A 21,123-nucleotide genomic window follows, 5' to 3' on the forward strand; every position below is an offset into this window, starting at 1 on the left:
AAAAAGCAACCACAGATGAACACAGATAAACACGGATGAAAGGGGGCGGACAGAAGGTACCTTTGCCGCTAATTATGCAGATTCAATACAATGCATTTAAGACATCAAAATACGTCGGAAATGTTTTGTTGACGCAGTCGGGGTCGTTTATGACAATGCCGGGGATTTTTAGGCCGATCAGCGATAGGCTCATCGCCATGCGGTGGTCGTCGTACGTGTCGAATACCGCGGGTTGGATGTGGTCTGCGGGATAGACTGTGAGGCCGTCGGCGCGGGTGTCAACGCGCACGCCGAGCTTGTTCAGTTCGGTTTTGAGTGCGGCGATGCGGTCGGTTTCGTGGATGCGGAGGACGGCTACGTTGTGTACGCTGATTGGAGCAGAGGCAAACGGGGCCAGGGCGCACAGGGTTGGCACGATGTCGGGCGTGGCGTTCATGTCGATGTCGAGGCCCGACAGACGCCCTGTTCCGCGCACTTCAATGCCTTCAGAGTCTTTGCGCACATCACAGCCCATTTTGGACAGAATATCGACAAAGCCGATGTCGCCCTGAATGGATTGCGCTGTTAAATTGGGTACGCGCACGCGACCGAGGGTGAGTGCGGCTGCGGCAAAAAAATAGGAGGCGTTGGATGCATCGGGTTCGATCAGGTAGGTGCGGGAATGATAGCGCTGGCCTGCGCGCACTGTGAAAAAGCGGTAATTATTATTGGTGACTTCAATGCCGAAGTCGCGCATGACGGCAATGGTGAGGTCGATATACGGTTTGGATACGAGGTCGCCTTTGACGTGGATTTCGACATCACTTTGGGCGTAGGAAGCCACCTGGAGCAGAGCCGTGAAATACTGGCTGCTTTTGCTGCCGTTCATGGTGGTGCGGCCGCCTTTGAGGCCAGAGGCGACGATGAGCGCGGGGGGGCATAGCCCGTCCTTGCCTTCACAACGCGCAGTTACACCGAGGGGGGTGAGGCCGTCGAGGAGGTCCTGGATGGGGCGCTCGCGCATCCGTTCGACGCCGTCTATGGTATAGGTTCCAGCACCCAGGCCGAGATATGCCGCGAGAAAGCGCGCCGAGGTGCCCGAGTTGCCAATGTGAAGTTCTGCCTGATCAGCGGGGATGCGCCCGCCTGTGCCATAGACGCGAAATGCAGCCTCTGTTTCGTTTTCTTCCACGCGAATGCCCAGATCGCGCAGGGCATTTGCCATATACTGCGTATCATCGCTCATGAGTGCGTTGTTGAGGTGGCTGATGCCATCGGCAAGTGCGGCAATCAGCAGAACGCGGTTGGTGATGCTTTTAGAACCCGGAATCGCGACATTTGCATCAACTGGGGCTGTCATGGGTTGAATTTCAAGAGTTTTCATAGGTCTAAAAATAAATGAAAAATTAAAAATGCACAATGCACAATAGTTTTTCTGTGGGCGTTTTTTCGATGTCCTGTTTTAATGGCGTTACACCCTGCCATTCTGTCGCTTGATTTTTTCCGGTACCGGTTTTAGATTAGAAATCACAAGTTTCTCTCCCATTCCACTTTGGCGGACCCCTCTCCTGCAGTCAAGTCGAGCTTTGATTGCATCCGTTTTTATTTATATTCATCTGTGTAAAACGCTCAAATTATTCGCGTTTTTTCTGTGTCTATCTGTGGTTGCTTTTTCCGAGATGCCCTCCCCCAACATCTCCATTTACGGGAGCGTGTTGATGAAATCCTCTGACTTTGTCCATTTGCACAGCCACACCATGTACAGCCTGCTCGATGGTGCGTCGAGAATAGAAGATATTGCCCAGGTAGCTGCCGAATGGGGCATGCCTGCGGTTGCGATGACCGATCACGGCAATCTTTTTGGTGCCATTGATTTTTATCGCGCGATGAAAGATGTGGATGTCAATCCGATTATCGGGTGCGAAGTGTATTGCGCGATGGGGAGCAGGTTTGACAGAAAATCTATGCCGGGTCTTCAGGGCAATTCAAACCATCTGGTTTTGCTGGTCAAAAATTACACGGGCTATAAAAATTTGATCAAGCTGGTGTCTGCCGGGTATCTCGAGGGCTTTTATTACAATCCGCGCATAGATAAAGACTTGTTGCGCCAGCATTCGGAAGGGCTGATTTGCCTGTCTGCGTGCATCGGAGGTGAGATACCCTATTTGATCGAACGCGAGGGATACAAGGCGGCGCAAAAGGCCGTGGAGACGTATCTCGATATTTTCGGCGATGATTATTATCTGGAGATTCAGCGACACGGCATTGACAAAGAAAAAAAGATCAATCCCGGATTGGTCAAGCTGCACGAGGAGATGGGCGTGCCCCTGGTGGCGACCAATGATTCGCATTTTACGCGCGCTGAGGAACACGAAGCGCATGCGGCTCTGGTCGCTATTCAGACGGGTAAGACATTGGACGATCCCAAGCGCATGTGTTATCCCGAAGGCGTGTATTTTAAGTCGGCAGAGGAGATGTACGAGCTGTTTAAGGATATGCCACACGTTCTGGAACCCACGCTCGAGATTGCCGAAAAATGCAATCTGGAGATTTCATTTGATGAGTCTCACGCGCCTGATTTCCCTTTGCCAGAGAGGTATGATTCGGCCAGTGATTATCTGAAAGATCTGGCGCGCAAGGGCATGGAAACGCGTTGTAAGCAGGTGACCGCTGAGCATGAGGAGCGCCTGAAGTTTGAGTTGGGTGTGATTGATCAGACGGGATATCCGGGTTATTTTTTAATTTTGCACGATCTGGTGCAATTTTCCAATGCCTCAGATATCCGCGCAGGCGCGCGTGGGTCTGCGGTGAGCAGTCTGGTGGCTTATGCTCTGGGTATTACGGCTGTGGATCCCATCGAATACGGGCTGGTGTTTGAGCGATTTTTGAATCCCGAGCGGATTTCGCCGCCCGATATCGATCTCGATATCGCTGACCGCGACCGCGAGCAGATCATCGATTACGTGGTGGAAAAATATGGGCGCGACAATGTGTGTCAGGTGATTACGTTTGGCACCATGGGTGCAAAGGGCGTGATTCGCGATGTGGGGCGGGTGTTGGACCAGCCATTTGCCGAAGTCGATAGAATTTCAAAACTGGTGCCCGGAGAATTGAAGGTGACGCTCGATAAAGCACTCGATCAGGTGCCCGAGTTGCGTCAGATTGCGGAAGATGGGGGCACGGGGCAAAAGATGATCGGTATTGGAAAGCAACTCGAAGGTCTGGCGCGCCATGCGTCGATTCACGCGGCTGCGGTGGTGATTACGCCCGAGCCTGTGACCGAGTTTATGCCCGTTTACAAAGCGCCCAAAGGCGGCGAGGTGATGACGCAGTACAATATGCACCACGTGGAAGACCTGGGCTTTTTGAAGATGGATTTTTTGGGGCTTCGCAATCTGACGGTGATTGACGATGCCGTGAAGATGGTGAAGGAAAATTACGGCGTGGATGTGGATGTGGATAACTTGCCTCTGGACGATGAGGAGACCTATCGCCTGTTTGGCCGGGGGGATACGACCGGGGTGTTCCAGTTTGAAAGCGCGGGGATGAGGGGCTATTTGCAACAACTGAAGCCGGATACGATTGGCGATATTATTGCGATGAACGCGCTTTATCGCCCGGGACCAATGCAATACATTCCCAATTACGTTGACCGCAAGCACGGGCGGGAAGAAGTGACGTATGACGATGAGAAGATGCGCCCGGCTCTGGAAGAGACGTACGGCATTATTACCTACCAGGAACAGGTGCAGCGCCTGTGCCGCGACCTGGCCGGATTTACACTTGCCAAAGCCGATGGCATCCGCAAAGCCATGGGGAAGAAGTTGGCCGATGTAATGGAAAAGTATCGGCTCGAATTTTTAGAAGGTGCCATGACCAATGACGTTGAGAAAACGGTTGCACAACAAATATGGCGAGATATTGAGGTTTTCTCGGGCTATGGGTTCAATAAGGCGCATAGTGCGGGCTATTCGATGGTGGCTTACCAGTGCGCGTATCTCAAGGCGCATTATCCGGCTGAATTTATGGCGGCGAACCTCAACAGTGAAATTGGCAATATCGAGCGTCTGGTCGTTTTGATTGAAGAATGCCGGCGAATGGATCTGGATGTATTGCCTCCAGATGTAAATGAAGGGCAGGGCGATTTTGTGGCGACCAAAAATGAGATTCGAATGGGTATGGCTGCCATTCGCAATGTGGGGCGCAGCGCAGTTCAAGCGATTGTTGCAATGCGTGAAGCAGACGGCCCTTTTGAGTCGCTATTTGATTTTTGCGACCGCGTGGATTCTCAGGCTGTGAACCGGCGGTGTATCGAAAGTCTGATTAAAGCCGGTGCTTATGATTGCGTGCCGGGGCATCGCGCGCAGTTGCTCGAAGCCTTAGACCGCGCACTGGAGATGGCGCAATCTGTACAGATGGATCGCGCGCGCGGGCAAATTTCCATGTTTGAAATGGTCGAAATGCAAACGCAGGTGGTGAACGACCAATCGTTGCCCGATGTTGAGGAATGGACTGAGCGCGAACGCCTCGCTTTTGAAAAAGATATGCTGGGCTTTTATCTTTCGGGGCATCCGCTGGAACGCTACAGAACCGATTTGGCGGAAATGGGTATGAGATCGGTAGATGATCTGGGGGGATTGCCCGATGGTGCTGAGGTCCAGATTGGAGGCGTGTTGACCGAGGTAAAACCGCATACGACACGCGATGGTCGGCCCATGGCTTTTGGTGTGCTGGAAGATTTGAACGGCACGGTTGATCTCGTGGTGTTTTCCGATAATTTTGAAAAATTGCGCGAGCAATTGCTGGTCGATGAAATGGTGGTTTTACAAGGTCGGTTTTCCGCACGCAATGGGCGGTCTTCGGTGCAGGTTGAAAATGTGATGCCTATCGAGCAAGCGCGCGAGCAACTGGCCGATACCGTCAATGTGTTGTTGCCGGGCGATTTAATTCAGATGGAGCCGCTTAAGTCTTTGCATACCCTGTGTCTGAGACATCCGGGTAACTGCCAGTTGCGATTGCATCTGGAATTGGAGCGCGACCATTCCACCGTTGTCCTGTCCCGGCAGGTTCAGGTGTTGCCTTCCGATATCCTGTTGCGAGAAATTGTCGAACTCACGGATGGCAGAGCCAATGCGTGGGTATCAACCGAGGCGGGGCGCGCCCGACGTGCGGCGAGACGCCAGCCCGATGATCAGGTCTTTGAGAGGGGGCTTGTAACGGCGTGATTGGATACGAAAAAAAGATAAAGGCGAGAGGCCACCCGGCCTCTCGCCTTTTTGCGTTTTACATCACACCCTTAATAATCCTCATACCTGTTGGCATAAATGTTGAGCAACAGACCAATGAGAATCATGTTTGTGATGAGGGTGGAACCGCCGTAGCTCAGGAAAGGCAAAGGTAGGCCCGTGACGGGCATGATGCCGATGGTCATGCCGATGTTGACAAAAATGTGGAAGAGGAGAATGGTGGTCAAACCGATAGCGGTCAAGCTGGAAAAGCGGCTTTTGGTCTGTACGGCAATGGACAGGGCGCGCCATAAGATGAACATAAATAATGCCAGAACAAAAAAGGCACCGATAAATCCAAATTCTTCGCATATAACGGAAAAAATAAAATCGGTGTGTTGTTCGGGTAAAAAGGCGAGCTTGGTTTGTGTGCCTTCTAACAATCCCTTGCCTTTAAGGCCGCCAGATCCAATGGCGATTTTGGACTGAATGACCTGATAACCCGCGCCGAGTTTGTCCATATTGGGGTCGAGAAAGGTGAGGATGCGGCGTTTTTGGTAGTCGTGGAGTTTGTTTTCCCACACATAAGGTGCGGCGATAGCAACCGTGAGATTGATCAATAGCAAGATGCTTGCGGTGAGTAGGCGGGGGCGTTCATAGAAAAGGATCCCAATGAGCAGGAGTACCACTGCAACCAACATCCAGGGGTGAAAGGCACATATCAAGGTGAGGGCAGGAGAAACTAAAAAGAATAGATGTATGGGTCTGGCACCCGCCCAAAAGAACATGGGCAGAATGAGAATGCTAAAAACCAGGGCGGTGCCCAGATCGGGTTGCTTAAAAACGAGTAAGATGGGCACGAGGACGAGCAACAGTGGTGTAATAAAGGCACGTAAGCGGGTCAGATCGCGGTTGGGATAGGCCAAAAAGCGCGCGAGTACCAGGACGGTCGTTATTTTGGCTAATTCAGAAGGTTGTATGTGAATGGGACCCATGTTGAACCAGCGTCGGTCCCCCAATTCGAGCACCAGAACCAAAAGTGTAACTGTCAGGCCATAAAGGACATAGGCAAAGGCGTAAAAAAGTTTAAGGGGAATGACCATGGTGATGGCCATGGCAATAAACCCGAGTAAGGCCCAGATAATTTGCTTTTCATAAATATTGCCGGCCAGGCCCAAATCCCAATTATAACTGGCACTGTAGATGGTGGTAATGCCCATACCAATGCTCAGGCATATTGCTGAGAGGAGGCCGATGTCGAGGTCGCGTCGAACAAATAGAGAAAGATTCACAACTGCCCCGAAAATGAAAAGTTACTGGTTATGGACTGCAATCAATTCGTCGGTGGATTTTGGCACCACGTGTTCAAAATAGGCTTCGAGTGTTTTTTGTGCAATAGGTGCGGCAATTTTGCCTCCCGAACCACCGTTTTCAACAATCACGGCGATGGCAATGCGCGGGTTTTTAACTGGCGCATAAGCGACAAACCAGGCGTGGTCCTCACCGTGGGGATTTTGCGCTGTGCCCGTTTTGCCCGCAACAACAATATTGGGTAAACGGGCGGAACGCCCGGTTCCGTATGGACTGTTGACGACGTCTTCCATCATGCTTTGCACTGTTTTAATTACCTCTTTCGAGAGAGGTAGAGATGTGCTTCCCCCCTTTGTACCTTTGATTACCTGCGGAGTGGGTAGCTGGCCGGTTGCCAGCGCGCTCGTATAGCGCACCACCTGAAGGGGCGTTGCCAGAAGTTCCCCTTGCCCAATGGCCAGGTTGAACATATAGCCGCCCGCCCAGAAGCCGTGCCTTTGCTTGTAATAGGCGCGATTGGGTAGCAGACCGCGTGCTTCACCATCGCCTCCCAAAGCGATGTCGATATTTGTCAATTCACCAAATCCGAACATGGCGGCATACCGATGCCAGTTGTCAATACCCACTTTGAGGCCGAGTTGGTAAAAGAATACATCACAAGATTTGACGAGTGCCTGTCGCATGTTGACAGGACCACAGCCGTTTTTGTTGTGACATCTAAACCGGCGATCGCCGAGAACCATACCCCCTGTGCAGGGTCTCAAGCGATATTCATCGGCTTTGATTATGCCCATGTCCAAAGCGGCAACGGATGTGATCATTTTGAAGACCGAAGCGGGTGGATATTCGCCCTTAAGGCTACGGTTGAGCAAGGGTTTTGATGGGTCTGTTTGCAAGTGCTGCCAGGCTTTGGGGTCTCGGATGGACTGCGGATGAAAACCGGGCTTGCTGACCATGGCTATAATTTCGCCAGACTGTGGATGCATAGCAACCAGGCTGCCACGCATGCTATCTGCAAAGGCGTGTTCGGCGGCATGCTGTACGCGCCAGTCGAGCGTGAGCCACAGATCTTCTCCGGGAATGGGAGGATCTGTTTTTTCGGGAAAACTGCCCACTTCGCGTCCCTTTGCATTCACTTCGATGTATTTGACGCCCTTATGGCCCCGCATTCGGTCTTCAAATATGCGCTCAATGCCTCGTTTTCCAATCTGATCGTCGTAGCCATATCCCTGTGTTTTCAGGTGGGTATATTGAGATGCGTTGATAAGTCCGACATAGCCCAGGGTATGGGGGGCTAAGGGAAAGGATTTACCGATGTTGTGCTGCGCGTGCGCAAATTCGGTGGATATAGCCGAGGATTTGTCAAAGATAGGATAGCCCCGGCGGGTTTCGATTTGGATTTCTACACCGGGAAAGTCATAGCGATTTTCTTCGATAATGGAGATGGCTTCAAAATCCACATCGAGTTTGAGTTTGACCGGGTCGTAAAAATGCCGGTTATGAGATTGCAATTTTTCTGTTATTGTTTCACAGGGCAGATCCACAATTTGCCCGAGGCGTTCGAGAAGCCCATTGCATTTGTCTTCTTCAATATTTGCCAAAAAGCGAGGGGGAATGACCGAGATGTTATAAGCTGGTCTGTTATCGACCAAAATGATACCATTGCGGTCGCGGATCAAGCCGCGATTGGCCTGGATGATGACGGGCTGCATGGTATTCTTTTCAGATTTGATGCGATACTGTTCCCATTCGGCAATCTGCAATATATAGAGGCGAATGCCCAATATGGCAAAGAGGAATGCGACGACACCGAAAAGAATGCGTGCGCGATGTGCTCGAATGCCGTTATGTGTGAAGTCATTCTGCATGGGATTCAATATTGAGAAGTGAGAAATGGGTTAGGACAGACGACAATGCCGTGCCCAATATAGCTGTATAAAGACTTGTACCCAATCCGATGCTCAAAATTTTGAGCGGTTGCAAAGCAACGAGAAAAAAAATAATATCGTGTAAAAGTGTTGCCAAAAATAAAATAACAGCCTGTGCCCGCAGGGCTTCTGCAGCGATGCCTACACGACTATAACCCGCAAAAAAACCAATCAGGCTGTTGCCGAGGGCATTGACGCCCAAACGCGTGCCGGGGTCGTATATGTCGATGAGCAATCCCGATATAAAACCCAGTATTGTGGCTTCAATTTGCCCTCGGGTAAAGGCAATAAAAACCAGTATGATGATGACGATGTCCGGCGCAATGCCGTAAATGGCAAGGCTATCGATCCAGGATGCCTGGAGAAGCAGTGCCAGAAGAATGAGCAAAATATTGCGGACGATAATCATTGCTAAGGCAGTCAGTAGTTAGCTTTCCTCCACCCCTTTTAATCTGCAATTTCTCTGACGCGAATGCGGGTGCCGGGCCGCAAGCGCGATGGACTTCGAATGTCATTCCAGGATTGCAAAGCTGCCACACTGGTATCAAAGGCGCGCGCTATGCTCCACAAGGTATCGCCCGTGCGTACTGTATAAAAGATAGTAGATTCCGATGTTCCATCTTTGGGTACCCATAATGTGAGACGATCTCCTGGATGAATAGGATGATTGGTATTCAAATTGTTCCAGGCACGCAGGTGCGAGACCGTAATGCCTTTTCGTCTGGCAATGCCCCATAGGGTATCACCTGTGCGCACTGTGACATTGATCTGGCGATAGTGTGTGGGGTCGGGGTTGTGGCTAATATTTTTTGTTTGTAGTACCGGACGCGTCTGTGTTGTAGCAGACAGGCGTTTGGCGTGGGGATACATTGGGATGCTGAGTTTTTGACCGATTTGCAGGCGGCGAGGGTTGGTGATGCCATTGGCTGCCTGCAGGTCGGCTGACGAGACCCCCACGCGAGATGCGATCCCCGATATGGTATCGCCGCGTTTGACCACATAGTCGATGAGTTGGATTTTTTTGTGTTCTGGTATTTGCGCGTAATTGGCTCTAAATTTCGCGCCTGTTCCTTTTGGAACGCGCAAATTATAGGCGTTTCGCCGCATGGCAGGCGGTGTATATGGGCGGCGCAGTTCGGGATTAAGATGGCGCAGATAGGTGTAGGTAGTGCCCGCACATTCCGCAGCCAAACGCAGGTTTACAGGTTCTGTCAAAGCGACTTTGTCATAAGACATAGGAGGTTGATAGACAACATCTTTAAAGCCAAAAAAAGTGGGGTCTTTGGCAATGATGACAGCTGCCATAAACTTGGGTACATGATTGCGAGTTTCTCTGGGTAATGCGTCGATTTCCCAAAAGTCGCGGGTTTTGGATCTTGCAATGGCGCGATCCATACGGCCCTGCCCACAGTTGTAGGCCGCGACAACCAGATGCCAATCTCCAAAGTAGTCGTATAGATGATTGAGATGTCGCGCAGCAGCGTGTGTAGATTTTTCGGGGTTCATGCGATCATCGACATAGGTGTTGCGTCGCAGGCCATAGAGCAAGCCAGTGCGATACATAAATTGCCACATGCCCAGGGCGCGTGCACGCGAGAGCGCACGGTTATTAAATCCGCTTTCGATCATGGCTTTGTACGCGAGGTCCAAAGGCAGACCCTGTTCGCGGAAAATTGTCTGGATCATGGGCAAATAGGCGGTGGAGCGAGACAGGCTGCGTTCAAAGAAGTCGCGCTTTTCAGTGAGGAAATATTGGATGTAAGCCATGACTTCGGGTGTCAGGTCAATGGGTACATCGGCTTGCCCTGCCAGCACTCTTATTTTGAGTTCTCGATAGTGCGGATGATGTAACAAGTCGGCAGACACAGATTCGGGAAGGGTATTGAGCAGGGTTGCCAGTGGTGCATGCGGTGGTATGGGCGCACGGGACGAAATCGCGTGATAGCGTTCGAGTGTGAAACGCATCAACGCAGCCCATTTTTTTGCTGTTTCCGGTTCGGCAACAAAACGATGGCGCAACATGTGCGCTGCCGTATCGAGCAAAGCTCTTACGCGAAGAGAGTGGGTTTCGACTGCGGCTTTTTGAAGCAGGTCATAGAGACGGTCACCCGTGGGTTCAATATCTTCTATAGCTATAGAAGGCTTTATTGATATAATTGGTTCTGCAACTTCTGCTGGTTCTGTAACCTCTGGTACAGTTACGGGGGCAGGTGCGGGTGCGAGAGGCGTGCGTGCGGTGGTTGCACAACCCGCCAAAACTATAACTGCAATGAGATAAAGGTTATACCGCATGGCTGTCTTCGCGTTATTGAGAAGATTTTGCCTGTACAATGAATGCTGTTTCATAGCCTTTCTTTGTTACCTCCTTGAGTAATATTTCTGCATCGTTGCGCGTCTGAAAGTTGCCGACGCGCACCTTAAAATAAGGGGGTTCAAATTCGATAAAAACATCGTCGCGCGCCAGTTGAACACGCGCTTGCATTTGTGCATTTTCCGCTGAGACTCGCGTCGATGAAGAAAAAATTTGAACTCGAAACCCCAATGTGGCTTGAGGTTGCACATTGGCAATTTGTGTGCGAACCACATAAGCATCGGGAAAGCCCAGTGCCCTGATGGCGTCGCGCAGTATTTCTGCCGATTCGGGTGTATGGCTGTTGCCCGCTTGAATTTTGTAGAGTTGGATGTCTTCGTCAAAGTAAATATATGTCAGAACCTGAGCATCACGCTGAATTTGTTCGCGCAAGGCTTCTGCTCGGTTGTGATCGCGAAGGGCTGCGACTTGAACGCGGAAGCCCTCAATTTGTGATCCTTCCGCAGGGGGCATTGCTTCGGCGCGTGCAGGTGTTTGCAATACCATATCGTCGTCCATGAGGGTCTGCGGATCAAATTCTTCTCGCACTGCCGATGAATCAGCTACTGATGAATCAGCCATCGGAGAATCAGCCGGAGGGACGAGTTGGTTCTGCTGTGCGACACAGCCGCTCAGGAATACGATAAATAATAAGATTTTTTTGCTCATCATTTTGCATCCGGGCAGTTGTCAGTTTTATTTTTTACCTTCACCCGTGCCTTCTATCTCTACTCTATTGTTCAGACATGATTTTACAGGTTTGACTCTCACACTTTAAGAATACATGCAAAATTTGTCAACGACTTATATTGCGTAATTTGTCGAAGAATGCTCTGTTTTGCCCAATATCTTGTATATCTTGTGTAAGATAGAGCACTCCGGATTTACTGTCCTAACCACCGCTCAAATATTTCTGAGTAATTGCCTTTTGCTACGCCTTTTTCCGTTATGATTGCCGTGACGAGGTGGTTAGGGGTCACGTCAAAGGCGGGATTGTACACCTGGATGCCACTGGGCGCGGTTTGCCGGCCCATGCCGTGCGTGATTTCTTCTTCTTCGCGCTCTTCAATGGGAATTTGTGCGCCGGTATCGCGTTTCATGTCAATGGTAGATAAGGGTGCAGCTACGTAAAAGGGCACCTGATGCGCTTTGGCTAAAATTGCCAGTCCATAGGTGCCGATTTTGTTGGCTACGTCTCCGTTTCTGGCAATGCGGTCTGCACCGACAACGATGCTGTCGATGTTTTTTTCGCGGAGCACCGCAGCAGCCATGCTATCGCATATCACGGTGACATCTACGCCGCTTTGATTCAGTTCCCAGGCAGTGAGGCGCGACCCCTGCAAGAGTGGACGGGTTTCGTCGGCATAGACCGCGACTTGTTTGCCCGCTTCAACGGCGGCGTAAACCACTGCGAGAGCCGTGCCGTAGTCAGCCGTGGCCAGGCCGCCTGCATTGCAGTGGGTCAATACAGTCGCCTGTGAGGATAGCAATTCGGCACCATTGCGACCAATTTGGCGACATATTCTTTTGTCGTCTTCAAAAATTTCATGGGCCTCTTTAAGCAGGCGCTCGCGTTTTTCTGCGGGTGAATGGTTATCTGCTTTGGCGAGGACCTTTTCCTGGCGGTCCAGTGCCCAAAAGAGGTTGACGGCTGTGGGGCGCGTTTGCGCCAGTTTTTGAATGCTTTCTGCGACATACTGATCAAAGTCGGCATTCCGAGCTATGGCTTCTTGCGCTGCAATCACGACGCCATAAGCAGCCGCTACACCAATGGCTGGAGCGCCGCGCACCCTCAAGCTGACGATGGCTTCTGCCACTGTGTTGACGTCGCGGCAAGTGATGAATTTGTACTCTTCTGGCAATAAGGTCTGGTCGATGAGGCGCAGGGCATCATTTTCCCAGGTGATGGTCGGAACTGGCATTGGCCATCTCCAGTTGTCACGGGTCGCGGATTAAGTTGTTTGTCAATACATCGTCTTCAATACGCTCTATCGGCGCATCGCGCCACAGGCGTTCCAGTCCGTAAAATTGGCGCGATTCTTTTTGAAAAATATGTACGACGATGTCGAAAAAGTCGATCAGGATCCATTTCCGCACATCATATCCTTCGACCTGATAGGGGTGCTGCCCTTCTGCTTTGAGACCCTCGATTACCGCATCGGCCAGAGCGCGAACATGCACATCGGAGGTTCCCGTACAGATGATAAAGTAATCGACAAAGTCGGCTGTTTGACGCAGATCAATGGCAATGAGGTCTTCGGCTTTGCGCGATAACAACTGTTCAATACAAGCACTGCGAACGTTTTCGGTAGTATCTGACAAAGTGAATTCCCTCTTCTTATTTAAATATTTCCAACCCGCGATAATCGCGCCCAATGATGACGGTTACTTCCTCGATGCGAAAGGGGTCGGGTGTTTTTTGCTGGATCACATTGGGCGTACCGAGTACATCGGCGACTTGTTTGGCATATTCTATTTTTCCCATGCGGTCTATGACAATGGTCTCGGGAAAGTTGAAATTTTCAGCATTGCCCAGGGTCATGACATCTATGCCAAAATCGCGCAGTTTTTGCCCGACCTCGGTTGCAATGCCGCCTGTGCCACAGCCGTTGAGAATTTCAACGCGAATATTGTGAGAGACCCGGGGTGCTTCGAGCACGACATCGGGTGCCGTTTGCGGTTCCCAAAAGGCTTTTGTCGCAAAGACCAGACCGGCGATGAGCAGGCCGCCGAGAACCCATAACCATTTCATGTTGGCCAATATAACAATAAAAAAAACAATATAAAGAGAAAAAAAAGAGGCGCCAACCTTATGCGGTGGCGCCCCTATCTGTTCAGGTCAGTCCTTTAATAACGCCTGTACCTGTCGTTGTAATAATAGGGATAGCCATAACCATTGAAGGTGCTGAATCCAAATTCGATCCGAATATTGGGTTTGGGCTGATACAAAAGACTGACATTGGGAACAACGACTTGAACACCACCCGATGAGGTCGAACCGTAACGCGTATTACCCGACATTTGATTGACCAGGCCAACTTGCGCTCTGACGATGAGCGGTTTGGATATCTGATAGGTGATGTCGTTGAGATAATACTGGTTCAGGCCACCGCCATATCCCGAACTGTAACTGATTCCAATGGTGTGGTTAAATTTGAGCTTTTTCAGGTCGAACAAACCGCTGGTGGTTTTTAACCCATTCACGAGGTTCTCACCTGCGAGCGGGATTTTGTTTTGCGGCTGAATGCCAATGTCTGCCCGTGCCTGCGTCGCAATCAAAGCTAGAACTGCAAGTGTGCAAATCCATTTGTACATGTGTAAAACCCCCTTTCCGTTATGAACAGGATACAGAAACTGAGATGAGATGTCAAGTGTTCTGTTTTCTTAGACACCTGAGTATATCTTTATGTTCCATAATGGAAATTGCGCTTGAAAGAGGGAGGCGGGATGGCTATACTTATGTGTATTCCACGCGAAAGGAGAATGACATGGCAAAACAAATATATACAACAGATGCGCCTCTGTCGTGTCCGACATTGGAAAAATTGTCGAAGGAAGAGCAAGAGATGTTATTCGATGCGTTTGAGAAGGCTATCGAACTGGCTGAAAAAGCAGGTTTCCCAGAGGCTGAGATTTTTCAATTTCTTGAAGATGTGATCGATGTCCGTGCGTCTGAACAGGTCCTGGATAAAATGGAGAAAACCGGAGAGAAACCCATGCCTTTAGAGGAATTTAAAGCGGAGTTAAAAAAGCAAGAGTTGAGGTCTTTTTGACCTATAGCAATAGGGTTAGCCTTTTTCCTGGGACCGTCCGTATTCTGTCGATTCTTGATCTTTGTCAGTGTAAGGCCAGCCTTCTTCTTGGGACCGTGCCAATTCATCGCTATCGTCATCAAGGTCCCTTGCGATGAGGTCAGTCTCTTCATCATACCACCATTCGTCAATTTCTTCTTCGATGTCATCATCATTTTCGCCGTCATCTCTCCGAGACAAAGTTACATCTTGGCTATCTGGGAGGTTGGAGTCAGAGAAATTCCGGGTATCACGGGCTTCCTCACCCTCCTCTACCTTTATAAAGACTCGCTGCTTGAACTGCCTATCTTCATATTCGATCTGCTTAATGCATCCTGTGTCCAAAATGCGTTTCTGAACATTTTTATCAAGCAACCTAAAAGCTGATTGATTTAATGAAAGTCCCAATACTTTCTCTTTGATGAGCCACGCGAGTTGTTCCTGGTTCAGGTTGTTCAAGTTTTCAAGATCCACATCAAGGCCTTTAGTTCTTTTGGCCGCCACAAAAACCCTGCCAAGGCCCGAAATAGAGAACTTGTTCTTTTTACCCTCTGAGTGCTGACGTATCGCCTCTTTCTTTTCTTCTAGTTCCTTATCGACTTTCCTTTTTTCTTTGTACAATTCGATAGTTCTAGCGAGCAGTTCGCGAAAGCTTGTTTCCAACATTGTGGTTCCTCCGTATCCAGTAGCATTTAGTCAGAAAATGACCAATCTTGTTGATCTGGTCGTAATTTTGGAGAGTAGAGATAGATACGAGGCTTGTCAATCAATTCGTTCTCTCCAACATATACATTGAACTCCTTCCCGCGCAAAAATTCCAACAGCGTCAGTTAGTGAGAGTTACTTTCATAAACACCTTCTTCTCGTTCGTCCCAAGGCGGGATAACGATCTCACACTTAGGGCCACTGGCACGGCTGAGCCTTTTGTCCAGAGTTATTAAGGGACAATCGAACTCTTCGGCCAAGGCCACGTACCAAGCGTCGTAACAGGTCAAATTGTTCCGCAATGCCCATACGCGCTTAGCAAAGGGTGCAAAGGGGAATAATTCCAAGTCGAGTTGTAGCAGGTCTCCGTAGGCATTCGTGGCCTCCTGTTGCGAGATTTCACCAGCTTGTTCCAATCGGCGCAGAATATTGCTGGCTTCGACCAATATCAACTCTGGACCGATCAGTATCCCATCTGCAACAGCCGCTTCCGCCCACTGGCCTTCACGGCCCACGTCCACAAGTGTCGAGACGATTACAGATGCATCAACGACGACCATCACATTCGATCCACATCACGAGCATTTAGAATACTCGAAGGCCGGACGCGGGTTCCCGTCGCTTCCTTGCGCTCGCGAACTCTGTGCAGCCACTCTTCAACCGAGGGCCGCGATGCGATTCGTTCCAACTCTTCGCGGAGAAATGCCTGCATGGACTGGCGTTGGCGGGCGGCGCGGATAGCAAGCGCGTCGTGTACATCTTCCGGGACGTCTTCTATGGTGATTTGTACTGGCATGACGGTTTTAGTCCTGTGGTTATTTCGCCTTGTCCATCAATTTTGCAAACTCATCGAAGAGATAATCGGCATCGTGAGGGCCAGCGGAGGCTTCGGGGTGGTATTGAACGGAGAAGGCGGGTAGTTCGCGGTGGCGCAGGCCCTCGAGGGTGTTGTCGTTGAGGTTGATGTGGGTGAGTGCTACGACTTCCTGGTCGAGGGTGGTGAGATCGACGCAGAAACCGTGATTTTGTGCGGTGATTTCGACTTTCCCCGTGCTGGCGTGTTGCACGGGCTGGTTGGCTCCCCGGTGACCAAATTTGAGTTTGTACGTTTTTCCACCCAGTGCCAGGCCGAGAAGCTGATGCCCCAGACATATTCCAAAGGTGGGGCGTTCGCGGATCAATTTGCGGATGTTTTTGACTGCATAAGTCACGGGTTCTGGATCGCCCGGTCCATTGGATAAAAAGATGCCGTCGGGATCGATTTCGAGGAGTTGCTCTGCGGGCGTGTCAGCGGGAAAAACGGTTACATCGCAGCCGCGGTCAACGAGGTAGCGCAAGATGTTGTGTTTGATGCCAAAGTCGTAAGCCGCCACGCGGTATCTGGCGTTTTGCCGCAGGTGTCTGGTCTGACCGATTTTGAGATCGCAAAGGCCCTCGTCCCAGTGGTAGGGTTCTGTACAGGTGACGTTTTGTACGAGGTCGCGCCCGACCAGGCCGGGGAAGTCGCGCGCTTTTTGGACGAGGCTGTCAGAATCGAGATCGATGGTTGACAGCACGCCTTTCATTGCGCCTTGACGGCGGATATGCCGCACGAGGGCGCGGGTGTCAATGCCCTCAATGCCGGGTATGTTGTGTTCTTTTAGAAAGTCACCGAGGGCAATGGTCGATCGCCAATTGCTGGGGTATGGACAGTATTCTTTGACTATAAAGCCAGAGACCTGGGGTTTTTGCGATTCAAAGTCGGATGGGTTGATGCCGTAGTTGCCGATGAGTGGATAGGTCATGGTTACGATCTGGCTGTTATAAGACGGGTCTGTGAGGATTTCCTGATATCCCGTCATGCTGGTGTTGAAGACGACTTCCCCTTCGCATTCGACTTCTGCGCCAAAGGATTTGCCTTTGAAAATGGTGCCGTCTTCCAATGCGAGAATCGCTTCCATGAATGTTGTTCCTTTACTGTTTGTACGTTATCCGACCACCCAGTATCGTTATTGTGGCCCGACCTTGTAATGTCCATCCGTGAAAGGGCGTGTTGCGCGATTTGGATTTGAACTGATTGGCATCTACAATCCATTCGGGATTGGGATTGATGACCGTAATATCAGCGGGTTTGCCGGGGGAGAGGCTGCCGCCTTCGATGCCGAGGATGCGCGCGGGTTCTATGGTGAGTTTGGCTATTGTATCTGAAAGGGGGAGCAGGTTGGTGTGGACGAGTTTGGTGAAGATGACGCCGACAGCGGTTTCGAGTCCGAGTATGCCATTGGGTGCATTGGTAAATGCACCCAATTTTTCTTTTATCGTATGGGGCGCATGGTCTGTGGCGAGTGCGTCAATGGTGCCATCCTGTAAGCCAGCGATTACGGCTTCTCGGTCTTCACAGGAACGCAGTGGCGGACTCATTTTGCCTGCCGCGCCGAGAATGCGGACATCTTCATCGGTCAATGCGATGTGATGGGGCGAGGCTTCGCAGGTGACGGGCAGGCCCTCTGCTTTTGCTTTCCGCACGAGTTCGGCGGCGCGTTTGACACTGAGGTGCAGAATGTGGAGACGCCCCCGGGTTTGGCGCACGAGTTCGATGTCGCGCGTGTTCATGGCGGCTTCGCCTTCGGCGGGCATGCCTTTCAGGCCGAGTTCGCGGGAGACCGCGCCTTCGTGCATGTGCCCGCCGCGCGTGAGTTCAAAGACTTCAGAGTGCGGATAAACCGCAAAATCGTTGGCGGCTGCGCGCTCCAGAAGTTGGCGCATCAGGGTTTCGGATTCAATGGGGAGGCCGTCGTCGGAAAATCCAACAGCACCTGCTTTGAGCAGGGCGTCGGTGTCGGTGAGTTTTTCGCCCTGCATTTTTTCGGTTGCACAGGCGATGGGATACACGCGGGCATCTGCCGATTTTGCCTGTTGGGCGATATATTGGACAATTTCCGGGCTGTCCATCGGCGGTTCTGTATTGGGCAAACAGGCCACAGATGTGAAGCCTCCGGCAGCAGCGGCTTCACATCCGGTTTTGATGGTTTCTTTTTCTGGAAAGCCCGGGTCGCGCAGGTGGACATGCATATCGATGAGGCCGGGTACGACGATCTGGTCTGAGACATCGATGGCCTCGGCACTTGCGACGATATGCGGTTCAATGCGCGCGATGTGACCGCGCTGGATGAGCAGATCGGCTATTTCATCGAGGTTGTTAGCCGGGTCGATGATGCGACCGTTTTTGAGCAGGAGATCGGACATTAGAAAGGTTGTGAATATCCTCTCTTAATCTGCGAAAACGGATTCGGGTACGCGGTCGCGGTAGGCTTCTATGGGTGGCAGATTGCCGTCGGCTTCGGTTTCGAGGGTACGCAGTCCGGTGAGGATTTCGAGGTCGTCGCGGATGTCGGCCTGTGCCAGATAGGCTTCAGATGCTTCGACTTCACCCAGGTCGAGCGTGTTGGGAATCCAGAGTACGCGGGCGTCTTCCGGTGCGATGAGACCAATGGATTCGAGGGCGATGTCGAGGACTTCGGCGTCTGTGTCACAGTGCAGCGGGACCGCACCTGCTGAAACGTGTTGTCCGGTGATGACGTTGGTATAGGTGGCGTGATAGTCGATTTTATCGACGAGGCGCCGGGTGGCAAATTCGGCCATGCCGATGCCGGTGGCGTTGCCGTGCGTGGCTTCGGTGAGGTCGCGCACAAAGATGCGCAAGACGCGCGGGGTTTCGTCGCCCATTGCGCGGCGGTCATTGCGCTTGCGCCCGATGACGTTGGTGTCCATGCCCGAGCCGGAGATGTTTTTGCCCATTTCGTCGATGATGAGGAGATCGACATCATCGAAGGGCAGTGAGGGACACCACTCTTTGGATTTGGCTTGAAGCACTTTTTCGCGTTCTTCAAAGTCTGCCGCGGGAATGGCTTCGATGCGTGCGGTTTCGTCATAGCCGTTTTCAAGAGTGGCTACGCCAAAGGTGATGGGCATTTCCTCGCGTACGACTTTGCCGACTAAGCGCACGATTTTGTCAAAGGAATGGTGGATGATGGCGCGGTGATATACCGAGGCGCCTTTGTGTTTGCCCAGGCCAATGAGCATCATTTTCATCAGTCCGCTTTCAATTTCGCCGGCAAATCCCGTATGCGGTTTAATTCGGTTGACCACAATGACGTGGTCGGCTTCAGATGCGTGTCTGTCAAAGTAGATGGGCATGCCAAAATCCGATACACCGATCTGGACGACGTCCATCGACGATTTGATTGGACATTCCATTGTGCCTTCGGTGATGCCATATCCGGCGAGGACCTCGGTTTGTCCTTCGGCTGTGCCTCCGCCGTGCGATCCCATTGCGGGTACGATGTAGGGAACAGCGCCAATGGCTTTCATTTCTTCGACGATGGTTTTGATGATGGTGTCGATGTTGGCGACGCCGCGGCTACCCGCGGTTATGGCGACGGTTTGACCGGGTTTGATCACAGAACTGGGATTGATTTTTGCGATTTCATCGCGCACAGTGCCGGCGATGTCATCGACGCGAGGAGCGTCGAAGTGCTGGCGAATGCGGAACATTTGTGGGTAAGTCGGCATGGTTTATCCTCCTGTTGTGATTTTCTATCACATGGATTCTTCGTAAAGGGCGATTACGTCTTTTATCGTTGTTTTGCGCGGGTTGACCTGAATATTGCCGCTTTTCATCGCGTCTTCGGCCATGATAGAGATGCCTTCGGTTTTTGCACCGGCTTCGCCCAATGTGGCGGGAATACCCACGTCGTCAGATAGGTTTTGCACGGCTTCAACGGCGAGAACCGATGCGTCAACAGCGCCCAATCCATTGACATCTTCGCCCATGGCGGCGGCAATGTCGGCGAATTTCTCCGGGCAGGCATAGCGATTGTAGGTCATGATGCGGGTGAGCAAGATCGAGTTGGCAATGCCGTGTGGCACGCCGTAGTGACCACCGACTGGATGTGACATGGCATGTACGTTTCCCAGGCGAGTTTGTGAGAATGCGAACCCGGCCATGGTGCTGGCGATGATCATGTTTTGCGTGGCTTCATGGTTGTGGTCGCTGTACGCGGCTTGTCGCAGGTTTTGCGAGATGAGGCGGATGGCGTGCAGGGCCATGCCTTCGGAGATGGGGTTGGACATGAGCGACACGTAGGATTCAATGGCGTGTGTCAAGGCATCCATTCCGGTCGCTGCGGCTATGGGCAGTGGCAATGCGACGGCCATATCGGCATCGAGTATGCCCACATCGGGAATGACATGGGGACCTGCGACGGTGCCTTTGAAGTGGTTGTCGTCGGTAATGACGGCAAAGGGCGTGACTTCGCTGGCTGTGCCATAGGTGGTGGGGATGCACAGGAGAAAGGGGATGGGACCGGGAACGGGTTTTTCGCCGATAAAATAATCGGTGATTTTTCCCCCGTGATTGACGAGTACGCCCGAGGTTTTTGCTACGTCCATTGAGGATCCCCCGCCAATGGCGAGCAGGAAATCGCAATTTTCCGACAGGTATTGCGCGGCACAATCCTTGACGTTGCGAATGGGAGGGTTGGGTTCAACGCCGTCGTAGATGCTGTAGGCGATGTGCGATTTGTCGAGTATTTCTGTAACACGCGCGACAACGCCTGCCTGGACGAGGCCCCTGTCGGTGACGATTTGTGCCTTTTTTACCTGTTTTTCATTTACAATTTGGGGGATGTTGCCAATAGTCTCTCGCCCCATGATGAGGCGCGTGGGACCGTGATAATCAAATTGATTCTGAAACGCCACGAGCAAACTCCTCTGCGATTTTTATTTTTTCGATAGTAGCTAAAAAAAGAAAATAGTTTTTGGTGGTATTGTCAATGAGATAAAAACACACGCCA

The 21,123-nt window shown here is 51.4% G+C and carries 19 protein-coding genes; 2 read left to right on the top strand and 17 right to left on the bottom strand.

Annotated elements, in window-relative coordinates; translation table 11 throughout:
* Positions 1-82: 82 nt before the first annotated feature.
* A complete protein-coding gene (gene aroA / locus OXH16_11700; protein MCY3682055.1) occupies positions 83-1,339 on the bottom strand; it encodes a 3-phosphoshikimate 1-carboxyvinyltransferase in 1,257 nt (418 codons plus the stop codon).
* A 358-nt stretch (positions 1,340-1,697) separates the two neighbouring features.
* On the opposite strand from aroA, the gene OXH16_11705 reads away from it, so the two are divergent.
* On the top strand, positions 1,698-5,204 hold the full coding sequence (locus OXH16_11705) for a DNA polymerase III subunit alpha (protein MCY3682056.1): 3,507 nt from the start codon (positions 1,698-1,700) through the stop codon (positions 5,202-5,204).
* A 71-nt stretch (positions 5,205-5,275) separates the two neighbouring features.
* On the opposite strand, the gene rodA is transcribed toward OXH16_11705, so the two are convergent.
* The 9 genes from rodA to OXH16_11750 form a co-directional block, all read right to left on the bottom strand.
* Positions 5,276-6,496 (bottom strand): rod shape-determining protein RodA, encoded by a 1,221-nt coding sequence (gene rodA / locus OXH16_11710; protein MCY3682057.1) that lies wholly within the window; start codon positions 6,494-6,496, stop codon positions 5,276-5,278.
* Positions 6,497-6,517: 21 nt separating this feature from the next.
* Complete coding sequence (locus OXH16_11715) at positions 6,518-8,383, bottom strand: penicillin-binding protein 2 (GenBank protein MCY3682058.1); 1,866 nt, start codon at positions 8,381-8,383, stop codon at positions 6,518-6,520.
* Complete coding sequence (mreD, locus tag OXH16_11720; protein MCY3682059.1) at positions 8,373-8,852, bottom strand: rod shape-determining protein MreD; 480 nt, start codon at positions 8,850-8,852, stop codon at positions 8,373-8,375. Before mreD ends, OXH16_11715 begins: the two co-directional genes overlap by 11 nt.
* A gap of 38 nt (positions 8,853-8,890) precedes the next feature.
* Positions 8,891-10,735, bottom strand: a complete 1,845-nt coding sequence (locus OXH16_11725; GenBank protein MCY3682060.1) for a LysM peptidoglycan-binding domain-containing protein — start codon at positions 10,733-10,735, stop codon at positions 8,891-8,893.
* 13 nt (positions 10,736-10,748) lie between these two features.
* Complete coding sequence (locus tag OXH16_11730) at positions 10,749-11,465, bottom strand: SPOR domain-containing protein (protein MCY3682061.1); 717 nt, start codon at positions 11,463-11,465, stop codon at positions 10,749-10,751.
* A gap of 212 nt (positions 11,466-11,677) precedes the next feature.
* Positions 11,678-12,715 carry an S-methyl-5-thioribose-1-phosphate isomerase gene (gene mtnA, locus OXH16_11735; protein ID MCY3682062.1) on the bottom strand — a complete coding sequence of 346 codons (1,038 nt, stop codon included), beginning with the start codon at positions 12,713-12,715 and terminating at the stop codon, positions 11,678-11,680.
* 16 nt (positions 12,716-12,731) lie between these two features.
* Positions 12,732-13,115, bottom strand: coding sequence for a ribosome silencing factor (gene rsfS, locus OXH16_11740; GenBank protein MCY3682063.1), 384 nt, complete (start codon positions 13,113-13,115; stop codon positions 12,732-12,734).
* A 16-nt stretch (positions 13,116-13,131) separates the two neighbouring features.
* On the bottom strand, positions 13,132-13,545 hold the full coding sequence (locus OXH16_11745; protein ID MCY3682064.1) for a LytR C-terminal domain-containing protein: 414 nt from the start codon (positions 13,543-13,545) through the stop codon (positions 13,132-13,134).
* 95 nt (positions 13,546-13,640) lie between these two features.
* Positions 13,641-14,108 carry a hypothetical protein gene (locus OXH16_11750; GenBank protein MCY3682065.1) on the bottom strand — a complete coding sequence of 156 codons (468 nt, stop codon included), beginning with the start codon at positions 14,106-14,108 and terminating at the stop codon, positions 13,641-13,643.
* A gap of 173 nt (positions 14,109-14,281) precedes the next feature.
* On the opposite strand from OXH16_11750, the gene OXH16_11755 reads away from it, so the two are divergent.
* Positions 14,282-14,566 carry a hypothetical protein gene (locus OXH16_11755; GenBank protein MCY3682066.1) on the top strand — a complete coding sequence of 95 codons (285 nt, stop codon included), beginning with the start codon at positions 14,282-14,284 and terminating at the stop codon, positions 14,564-14,566.
* 15 nt (positions 14,567-14,581) lie between these two features.
* Here the strand turns inward: OXH16_11755 and OXH16_11760 are convergent, their stop codons facing one another.
* The 7 genes from OXH16_11760 to OXH16_11790 all read right to left on the bottom strand — a co-directional run bounded on the left by OXH16_11760 (position 14,582) and on the right by OXH16_11790 (position 21,028).
* Positions 14,582-15,250 carry a hypothetical protein gene (locus tag OXH16_11760; GenBank protein MCY3682067.1) on the bottom strand — a complete coding sequence of 223 codons (669 nt, stop codon included), beginning with the start codon at positions 15,248-15,250 and terminating at the stop codon, positions 14,582-14,584.
* 164 nt (positions 15,251-15,414) lie between these two features.
* Positions 15,415-15,849, bottom strand: coding sequence for a type II toxin-antitoxin system VapC family toxin (locus OXH16_11765; GenBank protein MCY3682068.1), 435 nt, complete (start codon positions 15,847-15,849; stop codon positions 15,415-15,417).
* Positions 15,849-16,085 carry a hypothetical protein gene (locus OXH16_11770; protein MCY3682069.1) on the bottom strand — a complete coding sequence of 79 codons (237 nt, stop codon included), beginning with the start codon at positions 16,083-16,085 and terminating at the stop codon, positions 15,849-15,851. Before OXH16_11770 ends, OXH16_11765 begins: the two co-directional genes overlap by 1 nt.
* Positions 16,086-16,104: 19 nt before the next feature.
* Complete coding sequence (carA, locus tag OXH16_11775; protein MCY3682070.1) at positions 16,105-17,229, bottom strand: glutamine-hydrolyzing carbamoyl-phosphate synthase small subunit; 1,125 nt, start codon at positions 17,227-17,229, stop codon at positions 16,105-16,107.
* Between the two features lie 13 nt (positions 17,230-17,242).
* Positions 17,243-18,514: a dihydroorotase gene (locus OXH16_11780; GenBank protein ID MCY3682071.1), complete on the bottom strand. Its 1,272-nt coding sequence runs from the start codon at positions 18,512-18,514 to the stop codon at positions 17,243-17,245.
* Positions 18,515-18,538: 24 nt separating this feature from the next.
* Entirely contained in the window at positions 18,539-19,840 is a 1,302-nt protein-coding gene (locus OXH16_11785) for a lactate racemase domain-containing protein (GenBank protein ID MCY3682072.1), read from the bottom strand.
* A gap of 27 nt (positions 19,841-19,867) precedes the next feature.
* Entirely contained in the window at positions 19,868-21,028 is a 1,161-nt protein-coding gene (locus OXH16_11790; protein MCY3682073.1) for an iron-containing alcohol dehydrogenase, read from the bottom strand.
* Positions 21,029-21,123: the final 95 nt, after the last annotated feature.

Source organism: Gemmatimonadota bacterium (assembly GCA_026705765.1).
GTDB lineage: Bacteria > Latescibacterota > UBA2968 > UBA2968 > UBA2968 > VXRD01.